The 25,237-nt window shown below is 62.0% G+C and carries 18 protein-coding genes; 7 read left to right on the forward strand and 11 right to left on the reverse strand.

The features are described 5' to 3' along the window. Both O148_RS16855 and O148_RS14165 read right to left on the reverse strand, forming a co-directional pair. On the reverse strand, positions 1 to 2,176 hold a 2,176-nt coding region (locus O148_RS16855; RefSeq protein WP_169737489.1), incomplete at its 3' end, for an HNH endonuclease signature motif containing protein. Between the two features lie 329 nt (positions 2,177 to 2,505). Further along, the gene (locus tag O148_RS14165; RefSeq protein WP_035744442.1) at positions 2,506 to 3,366 is read right to left on the reverse strand and encodes a VanW family protein; all 861 of its coding nucleotides are present in this window, start codon (positions 3,364 to 3,366) and stop codon (positions 2,506 to 2,508) included. A 327-nt stretch (positions 3,367 to 3,693) separates the two neighbouring features. Here O148_RS14165 and O148_RS0101700 point away from each other — a divergent pair, with 327 nt between their 5' ends. Genes O148_RS0101700 through O148_RS0101715 form a run of 4 tightly spaced genes read left to right on the forward strand, consistent with a single transcriptional unit; the run spans position 3,694 to position 7,577 of the window. After that, positions 3,694 to 4,989 carry a branched-chain amino acid ABC transporter permease gene (locus O148_RS0101700; RefSeq protein ID WP_026529543.1) on the forward strand — a complete coding sequence of 432 codons (1,296 nt, stop codon included), beginning with the start codon at positions 3,694 to 3,696 and terminating at the stop codon, positions 4,987 to 4,989. Positions 4,990 to 4,991: 2 nt separating this feature from the next. Further along, on the forward strand, positions 4,992 to 5,972 hold the full coding sequence (locus O148_RS0101705; protein WP_026529544.1) for a branched-chain amino acid ABC transporter permease: 981 nt from the start codon (positions 4,992 to 4,994) through the stop codon (positions 5,970 to 5,972). Further along, positions 5,969 to 6,859 carry an ABC transporter ATP-binding protein gene (locus O148_RS14170; protein ID WP_084156954.1) on the forward strand — a complete coding sequence of 297 codons (891 nt, stop codon included), beginning with the start codon at positions 5,969 to 5,971 and terminating at the stop codon, positions 6,857 to 6,859. Before O148_RS0101705 ends, O148_RS14170 begins: the two co-directional genes overlap by 4 nt. Then, positions 6,852 to 7,577: an ABC transporter ATP-binding protein gene (locus O148_RS0101715; protein ID WP_026529545.1), complete on the forward strand. Its 726-nt coding sequence runs from the start codon at positions 6,852 to 6,854 to the stop codon at positions 7,575 to 7,577. Before O148_RS14170 ends, O148_RS0101715 begins: the two co-directional genes overlap by 8 nt. Before the next feature lie 93 nt (positions 7,578 to 7,670). On the opposite strand, the gene O148_RS0101720 is transcribed toward O148_RS0101715, so the two are convergent. The 4 genes from O148_RS0101720 to O148_RS0101735 all read right to left on the reverse strand — a co-directional run bounded on the left by O148_RS0101720 (position 7,671) and on the right by O148_RS0101735 (position 15,215). After that, positions 7,671 to 9,065, reverse strand: coding sequence for an ABC transporter substrate-binding protein (locus O148_RS0101720; protein WP_240470760.1), 1,395 nt, complete (start codon positions 9,063 to 9,065; stop codon positions 7,671 to 7,673). Between the two features lie 144 nt (positions 9,066 to 9,209). Continuing rightward, the gene (cydC, locus tag O148_RS0101725) at positions 9,210 to 12,503 is read right to left on the reverse strand and encodes a thiol reductant ABC exporter subunit CydC (protein ID WP_026529547.1); all 3,294 of its coding nucleotides are present in this window, start codon (positions 12,501 to 12,503) and stop codon (positions 9,210 to 9,212) included. A 10-nt stretch (positions 12,504 to 12,513) separates the two neighbouring features. Beyond that, positions 12,514 to 13,584: a cytochrome d ubiquinol oxidase subunit II gene (gene cydB / locus O148_RS0101730; RefSeq protein WP_026529548.1), complete on the reverse strand. Its 1,071-nt coding sequence runs from the start codon at positions 13,582 to 13,584 to the stop codon at positions 12,514 to 12,516. A 29-nt stretch (positions 13,585 to 13,613) separates the two neighbouring features. Next, positions 13,614 to 15,215 carry a cytochrome ubiquinol oxidase subunit I gene (locus O148_RS0101735; protein ID WP_026529549.1) on the reverse strand — a complete coding sequence of 534 codons (1,602 nt, stop codon included), beginning with the start codon at positions 15,213 to 15,215 and terminating at the stop codon, positions 13,614 to 13,616. A 244-nt stretch (positions 15,216 to 15,459) separates the two neighbouring features. Between O148_RS0101735 and O148_RS0101740 the strand changes: the two genes are divergently transcribed. After that, on the forward strand, positions 15,460 to 15,822 hold the full coding sequence (locus O148_RS0101740) for a BlaI/MecI/CopY family transcriptional regulator (RefSeq protein ID WP_026529550.1): 363 nt from the start codon (positions 15,460 to 15,462) through the stop codon (positions 15,820 to 15,822). A 4-nt stretch (positions 15,823 to 15,826) separates the two neighbouring features. Further along, positions 15,827 to 16,762, forward strand: a complete 936-nt coding sequence (locus O148_RS0101745; RefSeq protein WP_035744443.1) for a M56 family metallopeptidase — start codon at positions 15,827 to 15,829, stop codon at positions 16,760 to 16,762. A gap of 6 nt (positions 16,763 to 16,768) precedes the next feature. Here the strand turns inward: O148_RS0101745 and O148_RS0101750 are convergent, their stop codons facing one another. Beyond that, positions 16,769 to 18,868, reverse strand: coding sequence for a DNA gyrase/topoisomerase IV subunit B (locus tag O148_RS0101750; protein ID WP_035744535.1), 2,100 nt, complete (start codon positions 18,866 to 18,868; stop codon positions 16,769 to 16,771). 247 nt (positions 18,869 to 19,115) lie between these two features. Between O148_RS0101750 and O148_RS0101755 the strand changes: the two genes are divergently transcribed. Further along, the gene (locus O148_RS0101755; RefSeq protein WP_026529553.1) at positions 19,116 to 19,340 is read left to right on the forward strand and encodes a DUF7455 domain-containing protein; all 225 of its coding nucleotides are present in this window, start codon (positions 19,116 to 19,118) and stop codon (positions 19,338 to 19,340) included. Between the two features lie 222 nt (positions 19,341 to 19,562). On the opposite strand, the gene O148_RS0101760 is transcribed toward O148_RS0101755, so the two are convergent. From O148_RS0101760 to gcvT, 4 genes are all read right to left on the reverse strand, one after another. After that, positions 19,563 to 21,077, reverse strand: coding sequence for an RNA polymerase sigma factor (locus tag O148_RS0101760; protein WP_026529554.1), 1,515 nt, complete (start codon positions 21,075 to 21,077; stop codon positions 19,563 to 19,565). A 287-nt stretch (positions 21,078 to 21,364) separates the two neighbouring features. Next, positions 21,365 to 22,708, reverse strand: a complete 1,344-nt coding sequence (locus O148_RS0101765; RefSeq protein ID WP_026529555.1) for a DUF4192 family protein — start codon at positions 22,706 to 22,708, stop codon at positions 21,365 to 21,367. Between the two features lie 130 nt (positions 22,709 to 22,838). Further along, complete coding sequence (locus tag O148_RS14175) at positions 22,839 to 23,852, reverse strand: proteasome assembly chaperone family protein (protein ID WP_051619702.1); 1,014 nt, start codon at positions 23,850 to 23,852, stop codon at positions 22,839 to 22,841. A 168-nt stretch (positions 23,853 to 24,020) separates the two neighbouring features. Then, on the reverse strand, positions 24,021 to 25,130 hold the full coding sequence (gene gcvT, locus O148_RS0101775) for a glycine cleavage system aminomethyltransferase GcvT (RefSeq protein ID WP_026529556.1): 1,110 nt from the start codon (positions 25,128 to 25,130) through the stop codon (positions 24,021 to 24,023). Positions 25,131 to 25,237 lie beyond the last annotated feature (107 nt).

The following is a 25,237-nucleotide window of genomic DNA, read 5'->3' on the forward strand; positions in this document are numbered from 1 at the left end:
CGGTTCCTGTTCCGACGGGTTCGGTGAGGTAGGTGTTGCACAGTGGTGAGGTCCATTGGATCGTGTTGGTTTCTGGGTCCAGGACTTTGGCTTGCCAGCCGTGGTGGGTTTTGAGGTTGTGGTGTTTGCGACACAACAACTGCAGATTCTCCGGGTTGGTTTCGCCGCCGGTGTCCCATTCGGTGATGTGGTCGGCGTCGGTACGACGGGCATTCACCCCACAGCCGGGGAACTGGCAGGTATCCGAACGCAGTTGCAGGAATTCACGCAACTGGGTGTCTACCCGGTAACTTGAGCGACCCAACGCGAGCGGCCTACCCGTGTTCGGGTCGGTAAATATCCGGTACAGGGTGTGCGCGGTTCCGGCGAGTTCGCGGATCGCGTCGGCGGGGATGGGACCGTACCCGGAGAGCATCCCATCCTGCTCATCCAACCCCGCCAGAGTAGTGGCCGGGATCGTCACAAAAATTTTCGCTTCACCGCGCAACCCCGACCGCGACCCCGAGACGGTTTCCGGTTCCGGGCTGGCGTCCGAATGTGAACCATTTCCAGAATCGGGCACACGTGTCCCCTCGCCACTGGTTTCGGGCGCAGTGGTCCCCTCGAACCCGGTTGCGTTCCTGGCGTCGGGCGCAGTGGTCCCCTCGAACCCGGTTGCGTTCCTGGCGTCGGGCGCAGGTGTCCCCTCGAAACCGGTTGCGGTTCTGGCGTCGGGAGTGGTGTTTTGGTCGAACAAGTCATGGACCGCGTCGTAGGAGAGTCGCTCAGTCGGTGCTGAGCCGCCAGGACCAGTGTCCGCTGGGTCGTGGTCGCGTGGTGGCCAAGACCCAGGTTCGGCTACTGATCCAGAATCGGTTTCGGACGCGCTCGTGGCGCTGGCTCCACCGGTGGACGGGCCCGTCGCCGCGGAATCACCGGTTCCCGGTGACGTGGACGGCGCTGCGGGCGCACTCGTCCGCTCAGTCCCGCCAGTGGAGCCAGTGCTCTGGCTCGCGTCTGGGCCCGCGCCACTGGTCTCTGCCGGGTTGGGTGGGGTGTTCGGGTACGAGTGGTTGTAATTATGGGTGATCAGGTCGGTGAAAACATCTGCGATCAGTTGTTTCAATGTACGAGTGTCGTGCTCGGTCTTGGCGGTGATCGCGAAATCCGTGAGGGTGTTCATGAAACGGTGCGCCGCCGTCGCCGGGAGCAACCCCGAGATGGAGCACATGCCGTTCGACTCGTTGCTGATCGACACGTACCGGTGCTTCATCTCCCGCCGCTCCCGCACCGCCAGTGGTTCGGCGTGTAACCGGTTCCGGGTCACCTCGGCGAACTTCGCCACATCATTCGCGGAGCGCACGGGGTATTGGCCGGTCACATCATATTTCACGGGGAACATGAACTCATGCAGGCGAGCGTCATAACTGGCGGCTTGCTCATCGGTCAGCCCGACACAGTGTTTCACCGCGGTTTTCACCAACCGGCTGTTCAGTAACCCTGTAATGAATCGTGCCTCGAGTTTCGGCAGCCGGGACAGGGTCGCGGTGTCGATGAGCATCCCGGTGGTCACGAACTCGCTGCGACCCCACAAGAGCGCCAACTCCGACCCAAGCCCCCAGAGCGCTTCATCCATCGCTTTCACCGACACACCGCACCACACCCGCGGGAACGCCACCTCGGAGTCCTCAACATCCCGGGAATCAAACCCCGGGAAAAACGCCGAACCCCGCGGTGACGCTGACGCAGGATCGGCACTCGTACTCGACGACCCCGCGGCAGTGGAAGTGCTTGCGTTGGTAGGTGGAGTGACGGTGAACGCATCCTGATGTTTCCCTCGCCCCGAACCGCGACGTCCTTTGTTCCGTCCGATCCTCTCATCCAACGGTAAGTCAAGCAGTCGTTCTTGCTCCTCCGCCTCCACGCTCAACGCGACACCCGCAGCCAGATGCATCGCCGCCTCCACCTGCACCTGAGCACGCTCCAACACGCGCACCGCGCCCAGGGCGTCGCGCTTGAACGCATCCGGTTTGTGCGCGTCACTAGCCGCGGTCGAGGTGGATGGTGATGCCGGGACGGTGGGCTCCGCCCCGAGAGGATTCCGAAGATCCTGCTGAAACTCGTGCATGAGCTTTTCCAGACCACAGGCGAGCCGGGCGACCGCACTGGTGCGGACCCCGAGCTCTGTCTGTGCCATAGGAAACGTCATAACACCACGCTATAACCCGGCACCGACATTGAGCACCCCAAAAACCCCAAATGTGGATAACTTCGGAAAAATCTTTAAAAAAATTTCAACTGTGGATAACCTTGCTCGACCTCGGGAACTTTTCGACCAGCTTGCTAAGGAAATTCGGGGGGTCTTCGCCATTGCCGGCGTCATCGGTGGAAAAACGATTTCGCTTCACCGAATAAGTTGCTGCAGTATCTTGTCTTACGAACTCGCGAGCCCCACGAGCTGATGACCAGCCCACCACCGCGCTTGGTGAGGATTCTGCACCAAAGGCGAGCAACGCCGTCGTACCTTTAGGATGCCGTACCCGCTCCCGCGCGCTCGGGGCGAAAATCGAGAATTTCGGTGCCAATCAGCGATTCGTCGTAACATACCAGCGCATCGTTTTCACGAAGTAGCTCCTCTTCGAGGTACCTGCCGGACCGCTTATCCACCACACTTCTGACAATCGTGTTGTGCCGACGCACGGCACTACCATCGCGATAAAAATACGCGTCCTGCTCCCTGATGTGGTACTTAAAATCCACCGGACGTTCTGCACGCAATTCGCCAACCAAATGTTCGTCAGTCACGTGCACACGAATCTGGAAATCCTGGTCGGTGTCATTACGGAATCGATAGTCAATAAAGTTGTGCATAATCGACGTCCCGACCCCAAAAGGAACCTGGCGGTTATAGTCCGGAAAGAGGTCCCACTCATTGTGGTGGTGATGCTCGGTGACGGTCAGTGGAGAATGCAAAATCATCCAATGAATCAAATTCGTAAATTGGCACATTCCGCCGCCACGGCCCGAATCGGCCCTCCCGTGAACAATGATCACACCATCGCGGTATCCCTGCCGCGCCGAAAGCGCGCCAACTAACGACCAGAATGAGAATGTTTCACCGGGGCGGATCACGATTCCGTCCACTTTCGGGGCGGCGAGCGCCAGGTTCACCGCCTTGTTCTCCTGCAATTGCGGATTAGTATTCCCCAGCAGTCGGCGGATTAGCGACTTATGTCGATACACCACCGTCGGCAATGATTCCCCACTGCGGCGCGCTGCCAGCTTACTGCGATTGAGCGCATTGGAAAGGTGCCGGACAGCACGTTGTTTGGCCAAAGAAACCTCATAGGTGAGCGGTGACAGCTCGCTGAACAATTTGCGCGGCATGACTCTCTTCCTTCTCTCCGATCGATCCCCCGAGCTACCTATGAACGTTTCGCCGAAACGACCTCAGGTTACCTCGGAGCAACGCCGAAACCAGACTGTTACCTCGCGCGCACCGTGGGCCCCCAATCACTCATGTAGCATGGTGAAAAGTTCGTGATCTGGATCACACAGCTCACGTGCGCCGTCCGCTAGTCTTGTCGGGGTCAAAGGCGATCTCGGCACCTAACTTCATGAAAAGGTTCGCCCGTGCCAACAGCCGCGCAATGGGGACATCCGTGGAAACGATCCGTCCGCAGGGTCGTCACATTACTCGCCGTCGTCGCCTTTATGGCTCTGTCTTCCATTGGAATGGCGCAGTCCGCAAGCGCCGAAACCACACCGTCTGGGTCACCGACGTCAACGGATGCGGCCTCGGCACCGACTTCCAGCACCGAGCCTGCCTATGACAACACCATCTCCGGTAACTTGCGCAATGCGGGCGTCCCCATTGCCGGAGTCACCATCAAGGTCCAGTCAGAATCCGGCGGCTTTCAGGGCTCTGGCACCACTAATGACCGGGGAATTTGGCGGGTGGGGGTCCCCGATCGCGGCACCTACACCGTGGAGCTAGACGTCTCCACCCTCCCCGAGGGTGTGTCCCTGGCAGAAGGACAAGAAAACCCGCGAACTGTCACCTTTGGCGGCACCTCCAGCGTCTCCACGCTCTTTCTCTTAGGTGAAGGAATCGTCACCCAAACCACCAGTTTCTGGAACCAATTGGCGGACCGCGTGCTCGCCGGACTGAGCTTCGGCCTGCTCCTTGCCCTTGCCGCGGTGGGACTCTCGCTCATCTTCGGCACCACCGGACTCACCAATTTTGCCCACGGAGAAATGGTTACGCTCGGAGCCGTGTCCGCATACGGCTTTTCCGTGGCCGGACTACCCATCTTCTTAGCAATCGTCCTTGCCGTGATCGTGGGCGGAGTGTGGGGCTATGTCCAGGACGCCGGGCTATGGAAACCCTTGCGTAAACGCGGCATGGGCCTCATCCCGATGATGATTGTCAGCATCGGTCTCGCCCTGACCATGCGCTACGTCATCCAGCTACTCTTCGGCACCGACACCAAGCAACTTCCCGGCGCCAATAGCCCGACCCTCGTCTTCGGCCCATTTTCGATCACCCAAAACAACCTGAATTCACTCCTCGTATCGCTGGTGGTCATCGTCCTTCTTGGGTTCCTCCTGCTTCGCACCCGCATCGGCAAAGCCACCCGCGCTGTCTCGGATAATCCCGCACTCGCCGCCGCATCCGGCATCGACGTCGACCGCGTCATCCGCATCGCCTGGGTGATCGGTTCCGCCGTCGCCGCCCTCGCCGGCATCCTGTGGGCGTACTACCGGCCCGGTATTAACTTCAATATGGGCCAGCAGATCCTGCTGCTCATCTTCGCCGGGGTGGTGCTTGGCGGCCTCGGCACCGTGTTCGGTGCGCTCGTCGGCTCCGTGATCGTCGGGCTCTTCGTGGAGGTGTCCACCATCTGGCTCGTCGCCGACCTCAAATACGTCGGCGCGCTCCTCATCATGATCCTGGTGCTTCTCTTCCGACCCCAAGGAATACTCGGCCGTAAGGAAAGGGTGGGTTAGCCATGGACTTCGGAAACGTACTCGCCGGCGCCCTGAGCACGCTGATCGAACCGACCACCGCCGCCTACGGTCTCGCCGCACTGGGGCTTGCCGTCCACTTTGGCTTCGCCGGCCTCTTGAACTTCGGCCAGGCCGGGTTCATGGCCGTTGGCGCCTACGCCTATGCCATCTCCATCCTGACCTTCAACGCTCCTCTCCCCCTCGCCGTTCTGGCCGCCTTGATCGCCTCGGTCATCTTTGCGATCCTCCTTGGCATCCCCACGCTCCGGCTCCGGGCAGACTACCTCGCCATCGTCACCATCGCGGCCGCCGAAATCCTGCGCTACATCGTCACCACCAACCAGTTCAGCGACGTGACCGGCTCGGCCAACGGCCTGGCCCGATTCGAGGGCAGCTTCTACGCCTTGAATCCCTTCCCGCAAGGCACATACTCGCTCGGTCTTTTTAGCCTCAATGAGCGCGAGCTATGGATCCGGGTCGTCGGCTGGGCGCTGGTCATCATCGCCTGCATCCTGGTCTACCTCTTGATGCGCTCGCCCTGGGGCCGCGTCCTTAAGGGCATCCGCGAGGACGAAAACGCGGTCCGCTCCCTGGGTAAAAACGTGTATGCCTTCAAGATGCAGGCCCTCATTATTGGCGGCATCCTCGGATCGCTCGGCGGCATGATCTTTGTGCTGCAACGCGGTTCGGTGCAGCCCGGAAACTTCTCCACCGAACTCACCTTCTTCCTCTACACCTGCCTACTCCTAGGCGGTATGGCCACGGTCTTCGGCCCTATTCTTGGCGCGATGATCTTCTGGGTCGTGCTCTCGCTGACCCAGAGCCTGCTCTACGGCGCCATCGAAGCCGGGTGGATCACCTTCCTCACCACCACCCAGGCCGGACAAATCCGTTACATCTTCGTGGGCATAGCACTCATGCTTCTCATGATCTTCAGGCCACAAGGCATCCTCGGCAACAAGAAGGAGCTGGTCTTCTCATGAGCACCACCATAGATGACATCACCACCCAATCCGCCGGTCCCGGGTGCACCAAAATCGACCCCATCCTGACGGCAGACAACGTGACCCGCACCTTTGGCGGGCTTAACGCCGTCGACGTTCAGCACCTGGAAATCCCGCGCAACAAAATCACCGCGCTCATCGGCCCCAACGGGGCCGGAAAGACCACGCTGTTCAACTTGCTCACCGGTTTCGACACCCCGCAATCGGGTTCCTGGACCTTTGACGGCACCGACTTGGCACACGTACCTAGCTTCAAGGTGGCCCGCATGGGCATGGTTCGCACCTTCCAACTCACCAAAGTCATGGGCAAACTCACCGTCCTGGAAAACATGCGCTTGGGCGCCACCGACCAAGGCGGCGAAAAGCTCCGCAATGCCCTCTTCCGCAGTTCGTGGCGCTCCCGCGAGGCCGAGATCACCGCCCAAGCCGAGGAACTCCTCGCCAAATTCAAGCTCGACGCCAAACGCGATGACTACGCCGCCTCCCTCTCCGGCGGTCAGCGCAAACTCCTGGAAATGGCACGCGCCCTGATGACCAAACCGCGCCTGGTCATGTTGGACGAACCCATGGCCGGCGTCAACCCGGCGCTCACCCAGAGCCTCCTGGACCACATTTTGATGCTCAAGGACGAGGGCATGACCGTCCTCTTCGTCGAACACGATATGCATATGGTTCGCCACATCGCCGACTGGGTCGTCGTCATGGCGGAGGGCAAGGTCGTCGCCGAGGGTCCGCCGGACGAGGTCATGAAGGATCAGGCCGTGGTGGACGCGTACCTTGGCGCGCACCATGACATCGACCTGTCCAAGACCGCCAATTTCCAGAAGCTGGAAGAAGAGCTGGAAGAGGAATTGCCGCATGAGTGATCACGTCGTCGAAGTGAAGGACCTGGTTGCCGGCTACCTCCCCGGCGTCAACATCCTGAACGGCTGCTCCATCCATGCCGACAAGGGCGAACTCATCGGCATTATCGGCCCGAACGGCGCCGGCAAATCGACGCTGCTCAAAGCCATGTTCGGCCTTGTGACGGTCCGCTCCGGAAGCGTCACGGTCCGCGGCGAAGACCTGACCGGGCTACGCGCCAATAAGCTGGTCGCCCGCGGCCTCGGCTTCGTCCCGCAGACCAACAACGTTTTTCCCAGCCTCTCCATTGAGGAGAATTTGCAGATGGGCGCCTTTTTGCGTCCCAAGGATTTCAAAGAGAGGTTCGACGCCGTTGCCTCCATTTTCCCGGACCTCGCCACCCGCAGGGCTCAGCGGGCAGGTTCGCTTTCCGGCGGCGAAAGGCAAATGGTCGCCATGGGCAGAGCCCTCATGATGGATCCCGCAGTGTTGCTACTCGATGAGCCCTCGGCCGGACTCTCCCCCGTGCGTCAAGACGAGGTATTCCTGCGCGTCCACGAAATCAATCGCGCGGGCGTCAGCGTGATCATGGTGGAACAGAACGCGCGCCGCTGCCTGCAAATTTGCGACCGCGCCTACGTTCTCGACTCCGGGAAGGACGCCTACACCGGTACCGGCCGAGAACTCTTGGAAGACCCGAAGGTCATCCAGCTCTACCTCGGCACGCTTGCCGCCTCCTGACCTGCACTCATCTCAAAAGCACTGTGGCTGTGACCCAACCGTTCGGGTCACAGCCACAGTGCTTTTTCGAGTTGATCGCTGAGCTAGCGTCTCTTAGCCGAGCGAACCTTCTTCGGCGCGCGATGGCACGGGCTTATTGTCCGCGTCATAGGTGTAAATGCCGATGAGCGCTTCGGACGGGTCGCCGGCCTCATTGAACGCGATCGGACCGGAGTAACCGTCATAGTCAATGTCTTTGCCCTCGCGCAGCAGGGTGACACAGCCCGCGAAGTCGAAGCACTTCTCGCCGTCCTTGGATACCGCCGCCATTTGCTCGGCAATGGCCTTGCCGTCGGTGGAACCGGCGGCTTCCGAGGCGAGCGCCACCAGGGTGATCGCATCATAGGATTCACCGGCGTAGGTCCAGTTCTCCAACTTCGGGTCAACGCCCTTGAGCGCCTCGCGGAACGCTGCCGAGGTGAACGTGCCGGGAATGGTTCCCTGCGCTCCCTCCAGCGCGCCCTTGGCGATTGAGGACTCACCAGAGTAATCCAGCACGTTGCCGTCCACCAGGAAGATCTTGGTCGGGTCCACGCCCTTGGACAGCAACAGCGGGATAATCTGCTTCGCCTGATCGAAACTGAAGATCGCAATCGCGTCCGGGTTGGCGTTAGTGACCTCATCCACCTGGGACTGGAACTGCGAATCGCCCACATTGAACATGGACTCGGCAACAACCTGGCCGCCGGCCCCTTCAAACGCCTGCTTCACATTGGTCTGCAAACCGGTGCCGTAGGGGTCGTTCATGACGATCATACCGAGTGTCGTCGCACCGCACTGCGCAATGTAGTTGCCCAAAGTCCGGCCCTGCAACACATCGGATGGCGCGGTACGGAAGTACAGGTTGTTGTCATCCCAGGTCGTGAAATCCGGCGAAGTGTTAGACGCCGAAATTTCCAGGACACCGCCGCCGGTGATCTGGTTAATCACGTTCTTGGTCGACCCTGAGGCCGCCGCACCGAAGATCACGTTGACGCCTTGGCGCATCATGTCCGCAACCGATTGGCTGGCAATATCGGTGGAGGATTCGCCCTCGTCGCGGTTGATGACCTCGACCGGTTTGCCGAGCACGCCGCCGGCATCGTTAATCTCCTTGATCGCGACATTGACACCGGCAAGCTGTGGCGGCCCGAGCACCGCAAGGCTGCCGGTCGCTGGCACGAGCGTACCGATCTTGAGCGGATTCTCGGTGCTGCCTTTGGACTCCGGGACGCTGGCCGGATCGCCCTTGGGCCCCGGATCCTTGCCCTCGCCGCCGTCTCCGGTGGGACAGGACAGCGCCCCGGCCGGCGCCGCAGTGCTGGGGCTATCGCTTGATCCGCCCGAGGGCGACCCCTGCGAGCATGCGGCCATGGATAGGGTGAGGGCCAACGCGGCCACCGAAATCACGGATGTCCGCGCACGGCGCTTCATTGCGCTCGCGCGATCCCGTGTCGAAACGTCACTCATGGATTTTCTCCTCATATATGAATTGCGGGGCGGACGCACCCGCCAAGCACCGGAACCCAGAAACTCAAAGGGTCCAGGCGCAAGTGTTACTAAAAAAGTAACCTAAATCACACCGGGAGTTAAGGGCATCGCGAATACTGCTGGTTACGAGTGCGTAACGGTCCCCAAATCGAGCCGGGTATCCGCGGCGCGCACGTCGCTATCCTGGTGCGTCACCTGCACCACACCGTGCCCGGCCAGGTGCGTGCGCAACTGGTCCTGAAGTTCGCGCGCCGTGGGCTCATCCAGGTGCGCGCTCGGCTCGTCGAGGCACACAATGTCCGCTCCCGCCAACACCGCGCGCGCAATCGCGAGGCGTTGCCGCTCGCCGCCGGAGAGCCAGGACCCCGCAGGTCCCACCTTCGCATCCAGCCCGCCGGCGCGCGAGTCGACCATGTGCGCGAGCCCCGCGGTTTTCAGCGCCGCCCACATCTGCTCCTCACCGACCTCCCCGGCACGGGACAACGCCAGGTTGCCGCGAATGGTCGAATCGAAAATGTGCCCCTCTTGCGGGCACCAGGCGACCCGTGGCGCCAGTTCGCCCGGCGCCAGCATCCGCGGCGCATCGTTGACCGCAACACTGCCGCTCTCCGGGCGCAAAAACCCCAACATGATGGCCAGCAGCGTGGTCTTGCCGGAGCCGCTCGGGCCGGTGATGCTCAACCACTCCCCGCGCCGAACCCCGGCGGACACCGATTCCACCGCGAGCGGCAGGTCTTCACCCCATCGGGCGCTCACCTGGTGAAGTTCGACGGCGTTAATCGCCTCGGTTGCCGGGTGTCCCGGGTTCGCGTGCTCACCATGCGGAATGTCTTTGGCGAGCGCCAGGACCGGGAACCACCAGCCGGCGGCGGATTGGGCGTTCATGATGGGTTCGGTCAGGGCGATCTGCATCAGCACAATGGTGAGCAAGAGCGGCGCAGCGACGGCCGTGCTTGCCCCGATCGGGATCATGAGCGCGGCGGTGAGCGCTTGAACTGCGGTAATCAGGGCAGCAGCCAGTCCGGTACTGCCCGCGAGCGCGTTCTCTGCCGGGACGGCTTGGCGATCCAGTTCGCGCAGGTGCTCCAGTTTGTGACCGAGCGTGCGGTGCACCCGCAGGTAGTCGCGTTGGCTGAGTGTGTCGAGCGTGGCGCTCACCAAGTCGGCGCGGAGCCCTCGTTGCAGCCGCCGGGCGCGGGCCTCGGTGATAAGGGAGAAACCCACCCCGGCAAGCACGCTCACTGCCACGCCGAGCAGCTGAATCCATAGCAGAGACGGCGCGAAGATGGCGGTGACCGCCGCCGCGGCGACGAGCACGATGGGTAGCCCCGCGACCGGCACAACCGCGCGAATGAGCGCATCGCGCAACTCATCGACCTTGACCACGAGGGCATTCACGCTCGCGGCCGGGGTAAGCCGCTCCTTGAGGCTCAGCGCCCGCTCGCTCAGATACTTCCACACCGCGGCCCGCCACTTGCCCTGCAGGTCAAAGACCACGTCATGGGACACCAAGCGTTCCAGGTAACGCAAGAGTGCGCGCGCCAGTCCGAAGAACCGGACGCCCACAATGGCGACCAACAAAAACAAAATGGGCGGCTGCTCGCTTGCACGCACAATAAGCCAGCCGGAGAGTGCGCTTAACGCAATCGCCGCCATGGAGGCGAGCGCACCGGTCAGTACCGCCGCGAGGAGCCGCCACCGGGCACCGCGGGTGAGGTCGAGGACGGCAGCCCATCCGGTCCGAGTGAGCTCGGCATTGTCGGCGCTCGTCGCATCGCTGGCCGGGGCAGCCGCGCCAGGCGCCTCAATCACGGCAGCGTGCTTGGTTTTAGTCGGCTCGGGCAACGAGAACTGCAACGCCGGGTCCGCATTGGGCGGTTCGGCGATCGTACTCGGCGTTTCGCGCGGTGTCAGCGCGATCGTGGTGTCGGCAAGGTCTTTTACGTCGCGGTCGTGGCTTGCCACGAGGACCGGGGTGGTGCCGCGCAGTTCGTGCAGCCATTGAATCACGTCGGCGCGGCGGGCGCCGTCGAGGTGCGCGGTGGGCTCGTCCAACACCACGAGGGAGTCCCGCGTGCGTTGCACCTCGGCGCGCGCGAGTGCGAGCCGCCGCTGCTCCCCGGGAGAGAGCCAGGACGGGTGACGCTCAGCGAGGTCCTGCAGCCCGAAGCGCTCCAGCGCAGCGTTGATCGCGGCGTCGGGAGCCTGGCCAAGTTCCGCGCGCACCGTCGGCTCGGTAAACAAGGGGAGCTGTTGCACCCACAGGACATTCCGGTTCCGGTAGTTCGCCTCCAGCCAACGTCCCAACACGGTTGATTTTCCGGCGCCGCTCGGCCCGGTGAGCGCAAGGAATGGCGCACTGTCCGGGTCCTCCGTGAGTTCCTGTAGCCGTGCCGTGGCCGCGTCCCACTGGGGGTTCGCCGGTGCCGAGTCATCCGCGGCGTGCCCTGAGTCAGTGTCCCCGGTGGAGGTAACCGTATTGACGGCACGCGCACGTTGCGCGCGCGATTGCGCCAACGCCTCCAGCCCGTCCTGCGCCGCGTGATAGGAACTGCCCACCTCGCGCAAGGGATTGTAGATATCGGGGGCGAGGATCAGAACCAAGAGCCCGACTTCCAAACCGAGATCGCCCTTGACCATCCGTACCCCAATGACCACGGCCACGAGCGCCACCGAGAGCGTCGCAACCAGTTCCAGGGCCAGCGCGGAGAGGAAGGCAACGCGCAGGTTTTTCACGGTCGCCCGCCGGTACTCCCGAGAAATAGAGATGAGCGAATCGTGTCCGGCACGGGAGCGGCCGAGCCCCACCAATGCGGGCAGGCCGCGAGCGAGTTCGGCGAAGTGCTGACTCATGCGCAACAGCGCCTCGGTCGACTTCTTGGTGTTCTCCACCGTGTGCTGGCCAATGAGCACCATGAAAATAGGGATGAGCGGAAGGGTGAGAAGCACCAGCAACGCCGAAAGCCAGTCTTGGCTGAGCACCACGAGCCCCAACACCAACGGAATGACGGCAGTCTGCGCAAGAGCCGGGACAAACTGCAGGTAAAACCCCTCCACCTTGTCCAGTTGCCGGGTGGCCGTCAGAGCCATCCCGGCGTCCCGGGATGCTCCTAGCGGCGAACTCTCGCCGGTCAACGCTCCCACCAATTCGGCGCGTTCACGCTCGATCACCACCCGGGCCCGGTTACGCCCAAAGACGCCTTGCACCCAAGCGGTCAGGCCCAAGAGCAAGGCTCCGGCGCTCGCCATCAATCCCGAACTGGCGGGAAGGATCGTATTGGCGGCAACGGCGGCGACTCCTTGAGTCAGCCCCGCGGCAAAGAGCACCAGGGCGGCCGCCCTCACCAGTGCGATGAGGGCGAACCCCAGCAGCGAACGCCGATCGATCAGTTCGTGGAGCTTGACCCCTGGCACCATGACGCGGCGCCTAGGACGCGTTGGAGCGCGGCGCGTCCGGATCGATGAGGATCTTGGACTTGATTGCGGCCACAATCGGGTGCGCCTTCGGGATGCTCTTGGTGGAGATGCGGCGGCGGAACACCCAGTAGGTCCAGATCTGGTACACCAACACGATCGGGACACCGATCGCCGCGGCGACGGTGACGAAGGTGAGCGTATAGGTCGCGGCGGCCGCGTCATTCACGGTCAAACCGAACGCCGGGTCCAGCGTGGAAGGCAACGCCATCGGGAACATGGCGAGCCCGACGCCCACCATAATGGCCACCAAAAACACACCGTGGGCGGCGAACTGCCAGCCATCACGGCCCGCCCGGGCGGCAATCCACGCGCCGGCAAGAGCAAGAACGCCGACCGCCACCATGACCCAGGCAAGCACGTGCGAGGGCTGAGCGTTGACCACAATGAGCCAGCCGATCATCGGGATCCCGAAGAGCAGCGCGGTCTTCTTGAACAACCCGGCATACTTTGCCCGCACCTCGCCGCTGGTTTTCAGGGTCAAGAACGCGTTGGCTTGGCTCAGGCAGAAGAGCACGACGGCGATGCCTCCTAAGAGTCCCGGCCAGCTGACCCAGGCGAGGGCTCCGCCGACCCGGTCGTGGTTTTCATTGAGCGGCAGACCCCAGCTCATGGTCGCCAAGACCACGCCGATCCAGAACGCAGCGCATAGCGAGCCCAGCGAAATGGCCCAGGTCCATACGGTGCGCCAGCGTTCGGAGTCCACCTTGCCGCGGTATTCGATACCGGTGGCACGGAAGATGAGCCCGACCAGGATGAAGAGGAACGGAAGGTACATTGCCGAAAGCGCGGCCGCATACCAGTTGGGCATGGCGGCGAACATCGCGCCGATCGCGGTGATCAGCCACACTTCGTTGCCGTCCCAGACCGGGCCGATGGTGTTGAGCAGAACCCGCCGTTCCTTGTTGGTTCGGGCGGCAAAGGACATGTTCATGCCGACGCCGAGATCAAACCCGTCCAAGAACAGGTAGCCGCTCCACAGCACCATGATGAGAACAAACCAGAGAGTGGGAAGAAATTCCATGAGCTTTTCCTAATCCGTTTCGATCGTTCTCAGTAGGCAAAGGCGAGCACGTCGTCAGGTTCCTTTGCGGAACCCTGGTGAGTATCGCCGTCGTTCTTCTCATCATCCTCACCCGGCGGGTGAGCCAATTCCGGCATGGCCGAAGGCACCCCGGCGCGCACGTACTTGACGATGAGTGCGGTCTCCACCACGAGCAGGACAAGGTAAATGCTGCCGAGGATGACCAGCGAGGCGATCAGTTCGCCCGCGCTCACCCCGGGTGAGACGGCTGCCGCGGTGAACATGAAGACCCCATCGATGCCGGACGGGTCCGGGTTCGGTGCGACCACGAAGGGTTGGCGGCCCATTTCGGTGAACACCCAGCCGGCGATGTTCGCAAGGAACGGTGCTGCGATGCCGAGAACGGCGAGGCGCATCAACCACGGCGATTGCGGCACGGTGCCGCGGCGAGTCACGATGAGCGCCACGAGTGCGGCAAGCGAGGCGAGGGCGCCGAAACCGATCATCATGCGGAAGCCCCAGTAGGTGACGACCATGACCGGGACGTACTGGACTTCCTGTCCGGCGCGGTCGCCGTAGATGGGACCGTCGGGCAGGTTGGTGCCGTACTTTTCCTGGTATTCCGGGATAAGCGTGTTGACGCCCTTGACGTTGGTTTCGAAGTCGCCGTTGGCCAAGAAGGACAGGATGCCCGGGATCTCGATGACGGCGGTGACGTCATCGCAGTTGCGGGAGGCCACATCCCCGATGGAGAGCACCGAGAAGCTGGTGCCGTCGTTGCAGGCGGCTTCGGCGGCGGCCATTTTCATGGGCTGCTGTTCGAACATGAGCTTGCCCTGAATGTCGCCGGTGATCGCGGTGCCCGCGAAAGAGATCATGGCGACGACCGCGCCGATGCGCAGCGAGCGGATCCAGACGGTGTAGTCGGTCTTGTCGCGGCCCGGGATTGCCGGGTTCTCGCCGACGATGACCTTCTTGTCCGGTCCCACGGTGTCGATACCGTCTTTGCGGCGGCGCCACAGTTGATACCAGGCGACGCCCAAGAGGAATGCGCCGGCGACGCCGAGTGCGCCGAAGATGGTGTGCGGGAAGGCGACGAGGGCGGTGTTGTTCGTGAAGACGGCCCAAGCGTCGGTCATGACTGGCTTGCCATCGATGAGTTCCACACCCACCGGGTGCTGCATCCAGGAGTTTGCGACCAGGATGAAGTACGCGGAGATCACCGAAGCGATAACCGCCGCCCACAGGCAGAAGAGGTGGATGCTGGGTTTCAATCGCTTCCAGCCAAAGATCCAGAGGCCAAGGAATGTCGACTCGACGAAGAAGGCGAGGAGCGCTTCCAGGGCGAGCGGCGCACCGAAGACGTCGCCGACAAAGCGCGAGTATTCGCTCCAGGCCATGCCGAATTGGAACTCTTGGACCAGGCCGGTGGCCACGCCCATGATGAAGTTGATGAGGAAGAGCTTCCCCCAGAATTTGGTCATCCGCAGATATTGCGGTTTGGCGGTGCGCCACCACATGGTCTGCATTGTTGCCACTACGAGGCCGAGGCCGATCGTGAGCGGAACCATAATGAAGTGGTAGACAGTCGTGATGCCAAACTGCCACCGTGCGATCTCGAGGGCTTCCATGATTATCCCCTTGTCAGAGCCCGATGTTCCTGTTTTCTACAGCTCGTAGAAATTCTACAGCTTGTAGAAAACGGAGCGCTATTTAGCGTGGCCTTACTGAGTCCAAGGCTACTCGGCGAAAGGGAGATTGTCTGTGCACCCTCCTCTGGCCACCCTTCTACATCGTGTAGAAAAACCCCGCGCGCGCCCGGTAAGATTAAGCTCACACACGCAAGCGAGAACAAGAAAAGAGCAACGGACGTCAATGGCCACATTGGGGGAACTGGAACGCACGGTCATGGACGTGCTGTGGGAGACCGAAAAGTCGGTCAACGCGAACGAACTCCGCGAACTGTTGCTTGAGCGCTCCCGCCCCACCAAGGACCTTGCCGTCACCACGGTATTGACCGTACTTTCCCGCCTGGAAAAGAAAGGCCTCGTGATGCGTGAGCGCGAAATCCGCCCGTACGCCTACCGCGCCGTGACCTCGCGCGCGGAGCACTCGGCCGACCTCATGGTGGAGGCTCTGGGGCAGGCTCCGGATCGCGAAGCGGTGCTGGCCCGGTTCGTCGGAACTGTCACCGATGATGAAGCCGAGGTCTTGCGAAAACTCTTGGGCGGTCACTGACGCCGTGCTGGCGACCTCCTACATTCTGGCCGCGCTCGCCATTTTTCTCGCGTGGCCGGCGCCGCTGATTCTCTCGCGCGCCGCCTGGCCCGCACGCTCTCCATTTGTCGCGATGATTCTGTGGCAGGCGATCGCCCTGGCCGGCGGACTCTCCATGATCGGCTCCATGTTGCTCTGGGGCCTGTCCCCCTTGAGCAGCAATATTTACGTCGCCACAAACGAACTTTTCCACCTGATTACCAGCGAACGCACCGTAGCCGAGTTCAACATCATCCATGTTTTCGCCGTCAGCACCGCCGGACTGTTATTCGCCCACCTGAGTTTTTCACTGTTGCTCACCTTTGTGCGTATTTATCGCCAACGCATCAAGCACCGGAACCTGGTGGAGATCCTTTCCGCACCGAGCGCCACCCCCAACACCGTGGTCATCGAACACCCGGTGCCGGTGGCCTATTGCCTCCCCGGCGGCTCCCGCGGTGTGACGGTCATGTCCGACGGCCTCGTCGCTGCCCTCAGCCCGCAGGAACTGGACGCGGTCTTGACGCACGAGCGCGCCCACCTCGCTCAACGCCATCACCTCTTGCTGTGGGCATTCTCGGCCTGGCGCACCGCGCTCCCCTGGCTTCCCACCTCGCGATTGGCGCAACAGGCCGTCAACTCGCTGATCGAAATGCTCGCGGACGATTCCGCCCTGGCGACCACGGATCGAGGCACTCTGGTGCGTGCCATCGCCGTCGTCGCTACCGGGCAGCGCTCCCCCGGCACCGGTAGCGCGCCCGGCATCACCGATAACCCGGGAAGTACGACGACGGGACGTCGCCTTTCGCGCCTGCTCTCACCGCAAGCGCCCCTCACCGGATGGCAACGGGGTGCGGTGATGGCGATCAGCCTGGCGCTGCTGGGGGTCCCGACGCTTTTGGTGCTCGCGCCCTATTCCTGAGCCAGGTTAGGCGTCAATCCGTTCGCGGTCCAGCCGGTCCGCGCCCTCAATGATGAAGTCCTTGCGCGGGGCAACCTCGGAACCCATCAGGAGTTCGAAGACCTCCTCGGCCTGGGCGGCGCTTTCCACGCTGACCCGGCGCAGGGTGCGGCGGCGCGGATCCATCGTCGTCTCGGCGAGCTGATCGACGTCCATTTCGCCCAGACCCTTGTAGCGTTGCGGCGTTTTGTACCGCTTATTTTCCTTCTCCAGCTTGGCCGTAAGCCGGTACAGCTCCGCATCCGAGTAGGTGTAAATCATTTCGTTGGGTTTGCCGTTGTGAATCACTTCGACACCGTGAAGCGGCGGAACCGCTGCGTACACGCGACCGGCGTTAATCATCGGGCGCATGTAGCGGAAGAAGAGCGTGAGCAAAAGGGTGCGAATGTGGGCGCCGTCGACGTCGGCGTCCGTCATCAGAATGACCTTGCCGTAGCGGGCGGCATCCAGGTCAAAGGTGCGTCCGGACCCGGCGCCGATCACCTGGATAATGGCGGCGCACTCGGCATTAGAGAGCATGTCGGAGACTGAGGCTTTTTGCACGTTCAGGATCTTGCCGCGAATGGGAAGGAGCGCCTGGAAGTCCGAGGAGCGCGCCGGTTTTGCAGTGCCGAGGGCGCTATCGCCCTCCACGATAAAGAGTTCGGATCGGGTGACGTCGGTGGAACGGCAGTCCGCCAGTTTGGCCGGTAGCGAGGACGTTTCGAGCGCGTTCTTGCGGCGCTGGGTTTCCTTGTGCAGGCGCGCGGAGATGCGGGATTTCATCTCCGAGACAACTTTTTCCAGCACGAGCGCGGACTGTGCCTTGTCGCCTCTCGCCGTGGAGTTAAGCCGTGAGGTGAGCTCTTTCTCCACAATCTTGGAAACGATCGCCCGGACCGCAGGGGTGCCGAGAATTTCCTTGGTTTGCCCTTCGAACTGTGGTTCGGCGAGGCGTACGGTTACCACGGCCGTCAGCCCGGCAAGGATGTCGTCCTTGTCAACCTTGTCACTGCCGGCCTTGAGTTTGCGCGCGTTCTGATCGATGACCTTGCGGAAGGTTTTCACGAGCGCTTGTTCAAACCCGGCCAGATGGGTTCCGCCTTTGGGCGTGGCAATGATGTTCACAAAGGAGCGGATGGTGGTGTCGTAACCGATACCCCAGCGCAACGCGATGTCCACTTCGCAATCACGGCCCACTTCGGCAATGGTGGAATGCCCGTTCTCATCCAAGACCGGAATGGTTTCCTTAAAGGAATCGGTGCCGTGAATGCGCCATACGTCGGTGACGGGGCCGTCGGCGGCGAGAAAATCGACGTACTCGGTGATGCCGCCATCGTGTTGGAAGACTTCTTCCACCGGACCGTTTTCGCCGGGGGTTCCGGGCAGGCGGCGCTCGTCTCGCAGAGTGATTTTGAGCCCGGGAATCAGGAAGGAGGTTTGCCGGACGCGAGCCTCTAACTCGACGTAGTCCACGGCGGCATCGGGGGTGAAGATTTGCCGGTCCACCCAATAGCGGATCCGGGTTCCGGTCACGCCGCGCTTGGCCTTGCCGATCACGGCCAACTCCGATTTCTCGGTAAACGGAGTAAAGGTGGAGGTCGGAGACGCCTTGGTCCCGGTGTCGGCGAAGGTGCCCGGTTCGCCGCGGCGGAAAGACATGGCGTACGTCTTGGATCCGCGATCGACCTGTACGTCTAGACGGGTGGAAAGCGCGTTGACGACGCTTGCGCCCACGCCGTGCAGGCCACCGGAGGCGGAATAGGAGCCGCCGCCGAACTTTCCGCCGGCATGAAGCTTGGTGAAAACGACCTCGACGCCGCTCAGCCCGGTTTTGGGTTCGATGTCCACCGGGATGCCGCGGCCCTCGTCACGCACCTCGATGCTCTGGTCCTTGTGCAGCACGATCACGATGTGTTGACCGAACCCGGCAAGCGCCTCGTCAACCGCGTTGTCGATGATTTCCCATATGCAGTGCATGAGGCCGCGGGAATCGTTGGACCCGATGTACATGCCGGGGCGCTTGCGAACCGCCTCCAGCCCTTCGAGGACAGAGAGGTGGCGAGCGGAATAATCAGATGTGGGCACGGTATCTTTCACCTAGGTATCTTGCGAGGTTTCGCGGACGGAGCGCGCCGCCGCGATTCAGAATCCAGGGTATCGCCTCGCACCGACATTCCCGGGCTGCCACTCCGCGGGAGGGGCTCACGGCAACGCCAAGTTAACAGGGTTGTTACGCAACACGCAGTACGCGGACAGCGAAAGCGCATAAAGTGTGGCATAGATTGAACGCCATCAGTGGTTTCATAAGTAGTCACCGATTTAGGAGGTCAACATGTCCACAGCAACTGCAACCCGAGAGCTCACCGCCCTAGACCGCTGTGATCGCTGCGGAGCACAGGCCTATGTGCGTGCCGTCCTCGCTTCCACCGGTGGAGAACTTCTGTTTTGCGCTCACCACTCCCGTCAGGTCGAGGCTAAGCTTCGTCCGCTGACCTCCGAGTGGCAGGATGAAACCCAACGCCTACACGAGAAGCCCGAATTCGCCGACCGCGACTAGCACGGCTCTCAGACAAAGGGCCCCTCGCCATGGATGGCGAGGGGCCCTTTGTCGTTCGCCGCGACGGCGGTGCGGCACCTCCTTAAGGCAACCTCCCGCCGTCGCATCTCAGTAGGGAACCCGGCGCCTGCCGCGGCTTTTAAGCCCAGCCAACCGATCTGTGTAGCAGTTAATGCCCATGACCGGCACGGTCATGGGCATTAACTGCTACACAGTCGAGGGTTAGTCGAGGTAATCGCGCAACACCTGGGAGCGCGAAGGGTGGCGGAGCTTGGACATCGTCTTGGACTCTATCTGGCGGATGCGCTCACGCGTGACGCCGTAAACCTTGCCGATTTCGTCTAAAGTCTTGGGCTGGCCATCGGTCAACCCAAAGCGCATCGCGACCACGCCGGCCTCACGCTCGGACAGAGTGTCCAGCACCGAGTGCAGTTGCTCCTGCAACAGAGTGAAGGAGACGGCGTCTGCCGGGACCACGGCTTCCGAGTCCTCGATCAGGTCGCCGAATTCGGAGTCGCCGTCTTCGCCCAGCGGAGTATGCAGCGAGATGGGCTCGCGGCCGTACTTCTGGACTTCGACGACCTTTTCCGGGGTCATGTCCAGCTCAACGGCCAGCTCCTCCGGGGTGGGTTCGCGGCCCAGGTCCTGCAACATTTGGCGTTGGACGCGAGCAAGCTTATTAATGACCTCGACCATGTGCACCGGGATACGGATGGTGCGAGCCTGGTCTGCCATGGCGCGGGTGATCGCCTGGCGGATCCACCAGGTTGCGTAGGTGGAGAACTTGAAGCCCTTGGTGTAGTCAAACTTTTCCACCGCACGGATTAGACCGAGGTTTCCTTCCTGGATCAGGTCCAGGAAGAGCATGCCGCGTCCGGTGTAGCGCTTGGCGAGCGAGACGACGAGACGAAGGTTCGCTTCCAACAGGTGGTTCTTCGCGCGGCGGCCATCGTTAATGACCCAGCGCAGCTCGCGCACCAGTTTAGGATCGAGCTTGCCGTCATCGTGGGCGAGTTTTTCCTCGGCAAAGAGCCCGGCCTCGATGCGCAAAGCCAAGTCGACTTCTTGTTCCGCGTTCAGCAGCGCGACCTTGCCGATCTGCTTTAAGTAGTCCTTGACGGTGTCGGTGGTCGCGCCTGCGGACACTACTTGCTGGGCAGGAGCGTCGTCATCGTCGGCGTCGGAGTACACAAACCCGCCGGCGGTGCTGGTTTCCTCTTTAGCGGATTCCTTCTCGCTACCCTCCGACTCCTCGTTGTCCGAGTCGTGATCGTCTTGCTCGGCATCGGTATCGCCGTGCTCCGCGGCGTCAACCGCGGGAGTTTCGTCATCGGCGTCGGCGCTTTCGGCGGCTTGAGCGTCCTGGGCTTGCTTGTCCTTCGCCTTGGTTGTCGACTTTGCCGCGCCGGTTTTGGCTGCGCTGGTCTTGGTTGCACCAGTCTTGGCTGTTCCGGTCTTGGCCGCACCGGTTTTAGCGGTACCGGTCGTTGCTGTACTGGCCTTAGCCGGCGCCTTCTTGTCGGTCGCGGCCTTAGCGGTGCTTTTAGCTGCGGTCTTGGCGGTGCTCTTAGTTGCGCTCTTGGCCGGCGCCTTAGCACCGGAAGTCTTCGCGGCGCCCGACTTGATTGCCGGTGCCTCGGTGTCCTTCGCAGCCGCCTTGGATCGATTGGTGGAGGTGGCACGCTTCGCGGAAGCGGTGCTTGTGGAAGTGTCAGTCTTTGATGATGCGGGTGACACGGGGAACCTTTCTACCGTTGGCTGGACTGCCTAGTGGCTAACACCACTATGACCCTGTCAAGTCCACGAGGCGTTTTCGCGCTCAGGTTTCTTGCCAAGGCCAGCATTTAAGCTAACGAAGCAAGAGCCCCACGTTGTTCCCCAGTTCGCAAAAAATCTTGCAAATAACCGGCAAATCGCGAGCGACGCAACGGTGGACCCAACCGGGTCTGTCCTCCATTGTCGCACGCTCGAGGAACAAACCAACAATTAGCGGGGCGTCGCCCACCGATAGGCATAGCTCCCCATTAGCTCGCCCAATGATCCGCTTCCGCCGGCGGTTGGTAGCTGGTGCGATCGAAGTTGATCCCGTGCTCGATCATCTGCAATTGAATTCTTGCCAAGTTGTAGTCGGGATCCTGGCCTAGCGCCCTATCGAGGTAGCAACCGGCGACGCTCCCCCGGCCCCGACGCCAACTTTCCCACGCCAAAAGGGTCAAGATCGCCGGATCGCTCTCTGACTCGGGAAGCGAGTACAGGGTTTTGAGGATCAAGGTCAGCGCGGCGAGTCGAAGCTCGGCGAACTCATGGAACGGCTCGGTCTCCCCCAGCCCCTGGCCGGTAAAAATTTGACCGTACAAATCCATCGCATGGTGGTGCATGGCCTTGGCTTGAAGACGATCCTCGGCACACATTCCGTCGACGTCCTCAATGTCCTCGAGTACCGATACATCCCCGTCTTCGCCCCGATCCAAGATCTGAGCCACCAAGACAATATAGGGAGTGTTGATCACCCTGACCGTGAGGTCGGCACACTCGTGCCCGAAGAAGCATTGCACTAAAAGCGCGTCGCGGATCTGAATGGAGCGCAGACTCGCGTAGAGTCCGGCGAGAAGTTCGCCCTCGAGCCTGGACAGTGCGGACCTGGCTCCGGCAGGGTCGAAACTGTGCGGATCGAAAGCCGATTGTCCCCCAGCCACGACAGCGGCCAGCGCCCTCTCCCACCGCTCGAGTTCCATCGCCAGGTATGCGCGATCCCAGCGCTCGGGAATGGGTCGCGAGAGCGCAGTGGAGAGTTCGGCGGCAAGATTCGTCGCCGCGAGTTCTGGCACGTTGTCAAAAAGCTGATCGGTCAGGCTACCGAGGTTTGGCGCGTAGGTTTGCCCGCCGTAGACCATGCTGGCGTTGACCGCGGAGTGAGCATCCACGCCGGCGTGCAACCTCTTGGCATCAGAGCGCGAACCGTCCGCATAGAGAACTTGCCAGTATTCCACTCCGACGTGAAGCATCGTCAGGATGCGGCAATCGTCGCCATCATGATCGCAATTGAGTGAGAAGACCTCATGGAAGCTTTTCCGAAGCTCATCCAGGCGTTCCTCGGTTTCCAGGTACAACACCACGGCGTACTGGGCATCAGGAGAAATGGCGGTCGCGCCGTGGAAAACCTGGTGTACCTGTTCTGCGTACTTGCGAAGGGTTGCCGCGTCCGCGGCGAGCACCTCGGCGCGGATATCGAATCGGGCCATGAGTTCAACGGTGTCTGCCGTGAGCGCCATAATGACCACGGATTGTTCGGGGAGGAATCCCATCTTGTATGGGATATAGCTCAGCAGATCCCCGTCATTGCGTATTTTTGTGATTTCGTCATCCATGCACCCCAGCATGGGCCGCGGGAGCCGCGTCCCGCGGAGAAAATGAGCCCATTGTGGACAACTCCGAACAATGGGCTCATTTTTCCGTGCTGTGTAGGAACAGGCGCGCGGACGAAATCTAGCTCAAACGCTACTCGTCCTCGGGGTCTTGATCGGCCTCGCTTTGCGCCAAGAACGCCTCCACTTGCGCGCCGATTTCCTCGGCGTCGGCGAGCTTGCCATCCGGCTTGACCAAGAGCGAGCGCTGCGGAGCGTTCTTGGAGAACTCGTCATAGCGTTCCTCCAGATTCGCCACCACTTGCTGCACTTCTGCAGACTCCTGCATCTGCGTGGCGATTTGCGAATCCACATCGCGTCCGCTCTCGCGCAGATCCTCGGTCGGCAACATGAGTCCGGTTGCCGCTCCTAAATACTCCAGAGCCGTCACCGCGGCCGGCGGATATTGCGCATCGGAAACATAATGCGGCACATGGACTGCAAACCCGGCGACCTTCCGGCCAGATTCGATCAGCCGCAGTTCCATCAGGTGCGCCACACTGGAGGGCAACTCCGCCCGCGGGCGCCACATGGAACCCAGTTCGGTCAGATCGGACCGGTTGCCGTGTACGGTCACACCCAGCGGACGGGTGTGCGGCACCGGCATAGGAATGCCGTGAACCCAGGCCACAAAGTTGATCCCGGAGAGGTCCAGCAGTTGATCAATTGCGGCAATGAACCGCTCCCACTGGTAGTCCGGCTCTACGCCGGTCAAGAGCAGGAAGTCTTTGCCCATCAGATCGGTGACCTTGTACAACACGATTTCCGGGGACTGGAAATTTGTCAGGTGATCCTGGTCGAATTCAATATGCGGGCGGCGTCCTCGATAGTCGATCAACTGGTCCGCGTCGAAGGTTGCCAAACGCTCGTAGGTGAGGGATTCCAGCAGCTCATCGCGCACCTGGTCGGCAATATGCCCGGCCTCGCCGAAGCCGTTGAGCGCCACCACTAGCGTGGTCGGAGCACCGGAGCTTCTGCCCAGGTTGCTCGGTGACTCCAGTTCGCGGGCGCCCGCGCCAAAGGTCACCGCATTCCCATAGTGCGGGGCGGAAGGGTTGATCGCTATTCGGCTGCTCGTCAAGGTATAGAGGTCTTCAGGTTCCAACATGATATGCACTCCTCTCTTCGCCTCGCACCGATGCCCGTGGCACTGCGGTGCTGTGCGCACATCTCTACTCAGAGATCAATAACCGCGCGGACGCCCAAACCATTCCGCACCCGCGCCCCTGCGTGAGGGAAAACGCTCAGCCCGCAGCGAACGCGGTGCACACAGCACTTAGTCCCGCGTGTGATCGGCCGCAAACGGCGGCTTTTGCGCCGCGACGGCGAGTTTGCGTCCGCGCACGTCCAGGAACAACTCGGCATCTTCGTCCGTCGCGGCGTCAATCAACGCCAGCGCAATCCCGGTCTGCAGCGAGGGCGAGAAGGTTCCCGAGGTTGTCACACCGACCACGGTGCCATCGCCCAAAACCACATCCATCCCGGCCCGCGGCACACCCCGGTCAACGGCCTTGAGGCCCACCGATCGGCGCGGCGCTCCGGTCTCGCGCTGCGCCAGCAGCGCGTCCCGGCCCCAAAATTGCTCCTTCTTCCAGCCCACGGCCCAGCGCACCCCCGCTTCCAGCGGGGTGATGTCCTCGGTCAACTCGTGGCCGTGCAGGGCATATCCCATCTCCGTGCGCAAGGTGTCCCTGGCACCCAGGCCGGCGGCAGCACCGCCGTCGTTTTCCACCGCGGTCACCAAGCGCTCCCAGAGAGCCGGCGCGGAATCCCAGGTGGGCACGAGCTCATAGCCCGGCTCGCCGGTGTAGCCGGTGCGGCACACGGTCAGCGGCGCGCCGTCAAACTCGGTGTCGACAAAGGACATGTACTCGCTCGGCGCCTGGATCCCCAGCGACTCCAACACCGCCTTGGACCTCGGCCCCTGCAACGCGAAAACGGCGAAGTCCCGATGCTGATCGCGCACCTCAAACTCGCCGCCGGCCGCGTCCTGCAACGCCGACACGACCTTGGCGGTGTTCGCGGCATTGGGGATCAGGAACACCTCGTCGTCGCCGCGCAGGTAGGCGATCATGTCATCAATGACCCCGCCGTCCTCGGTCAACGCCATCGTGTACTGCGCCTGCCCGGGTGCAATGCGGTTCAGGTCATTGGCGAGCGTGCGATTCACAAAGTCCTTGGCCCCCGGCCCGCGAACCAACGCCTTGCCCAGGTGGGACACGTCGAAGAGACCCACGGTGTCCCGCACCGCGTTGTGCTCGGCCACCACACCGCTGGCGGCGTAGGAAAGCGGCATCTCCCAGCCGCCGAACTCGGCCATTTTCGCGTCCCGGCCGCGATGCCAGGAATCCAGGGGGGAGCGCAACAAGTCAGAGGTATCGATCATGACTCTCACAGTATCGCAGCGCCATCCGTATTACGATCGAGCGTAGGGTGTGCCACGCAATGCCGCGTCGCGCACCGACTGACGCGAAAACCCACAAAGGATCTGAG

It is taken from the genome of Haematomicrobium sanguinis DSM 21259 (genome assembly GCF_000688395.1).
Taxonomy (GTDB): Bacteria; Actinomycetota; Actinomycetes; order Actinomycetales; family Micrococcaceae; genus Haematomicrobium; species Haematomicrobium sanguinis.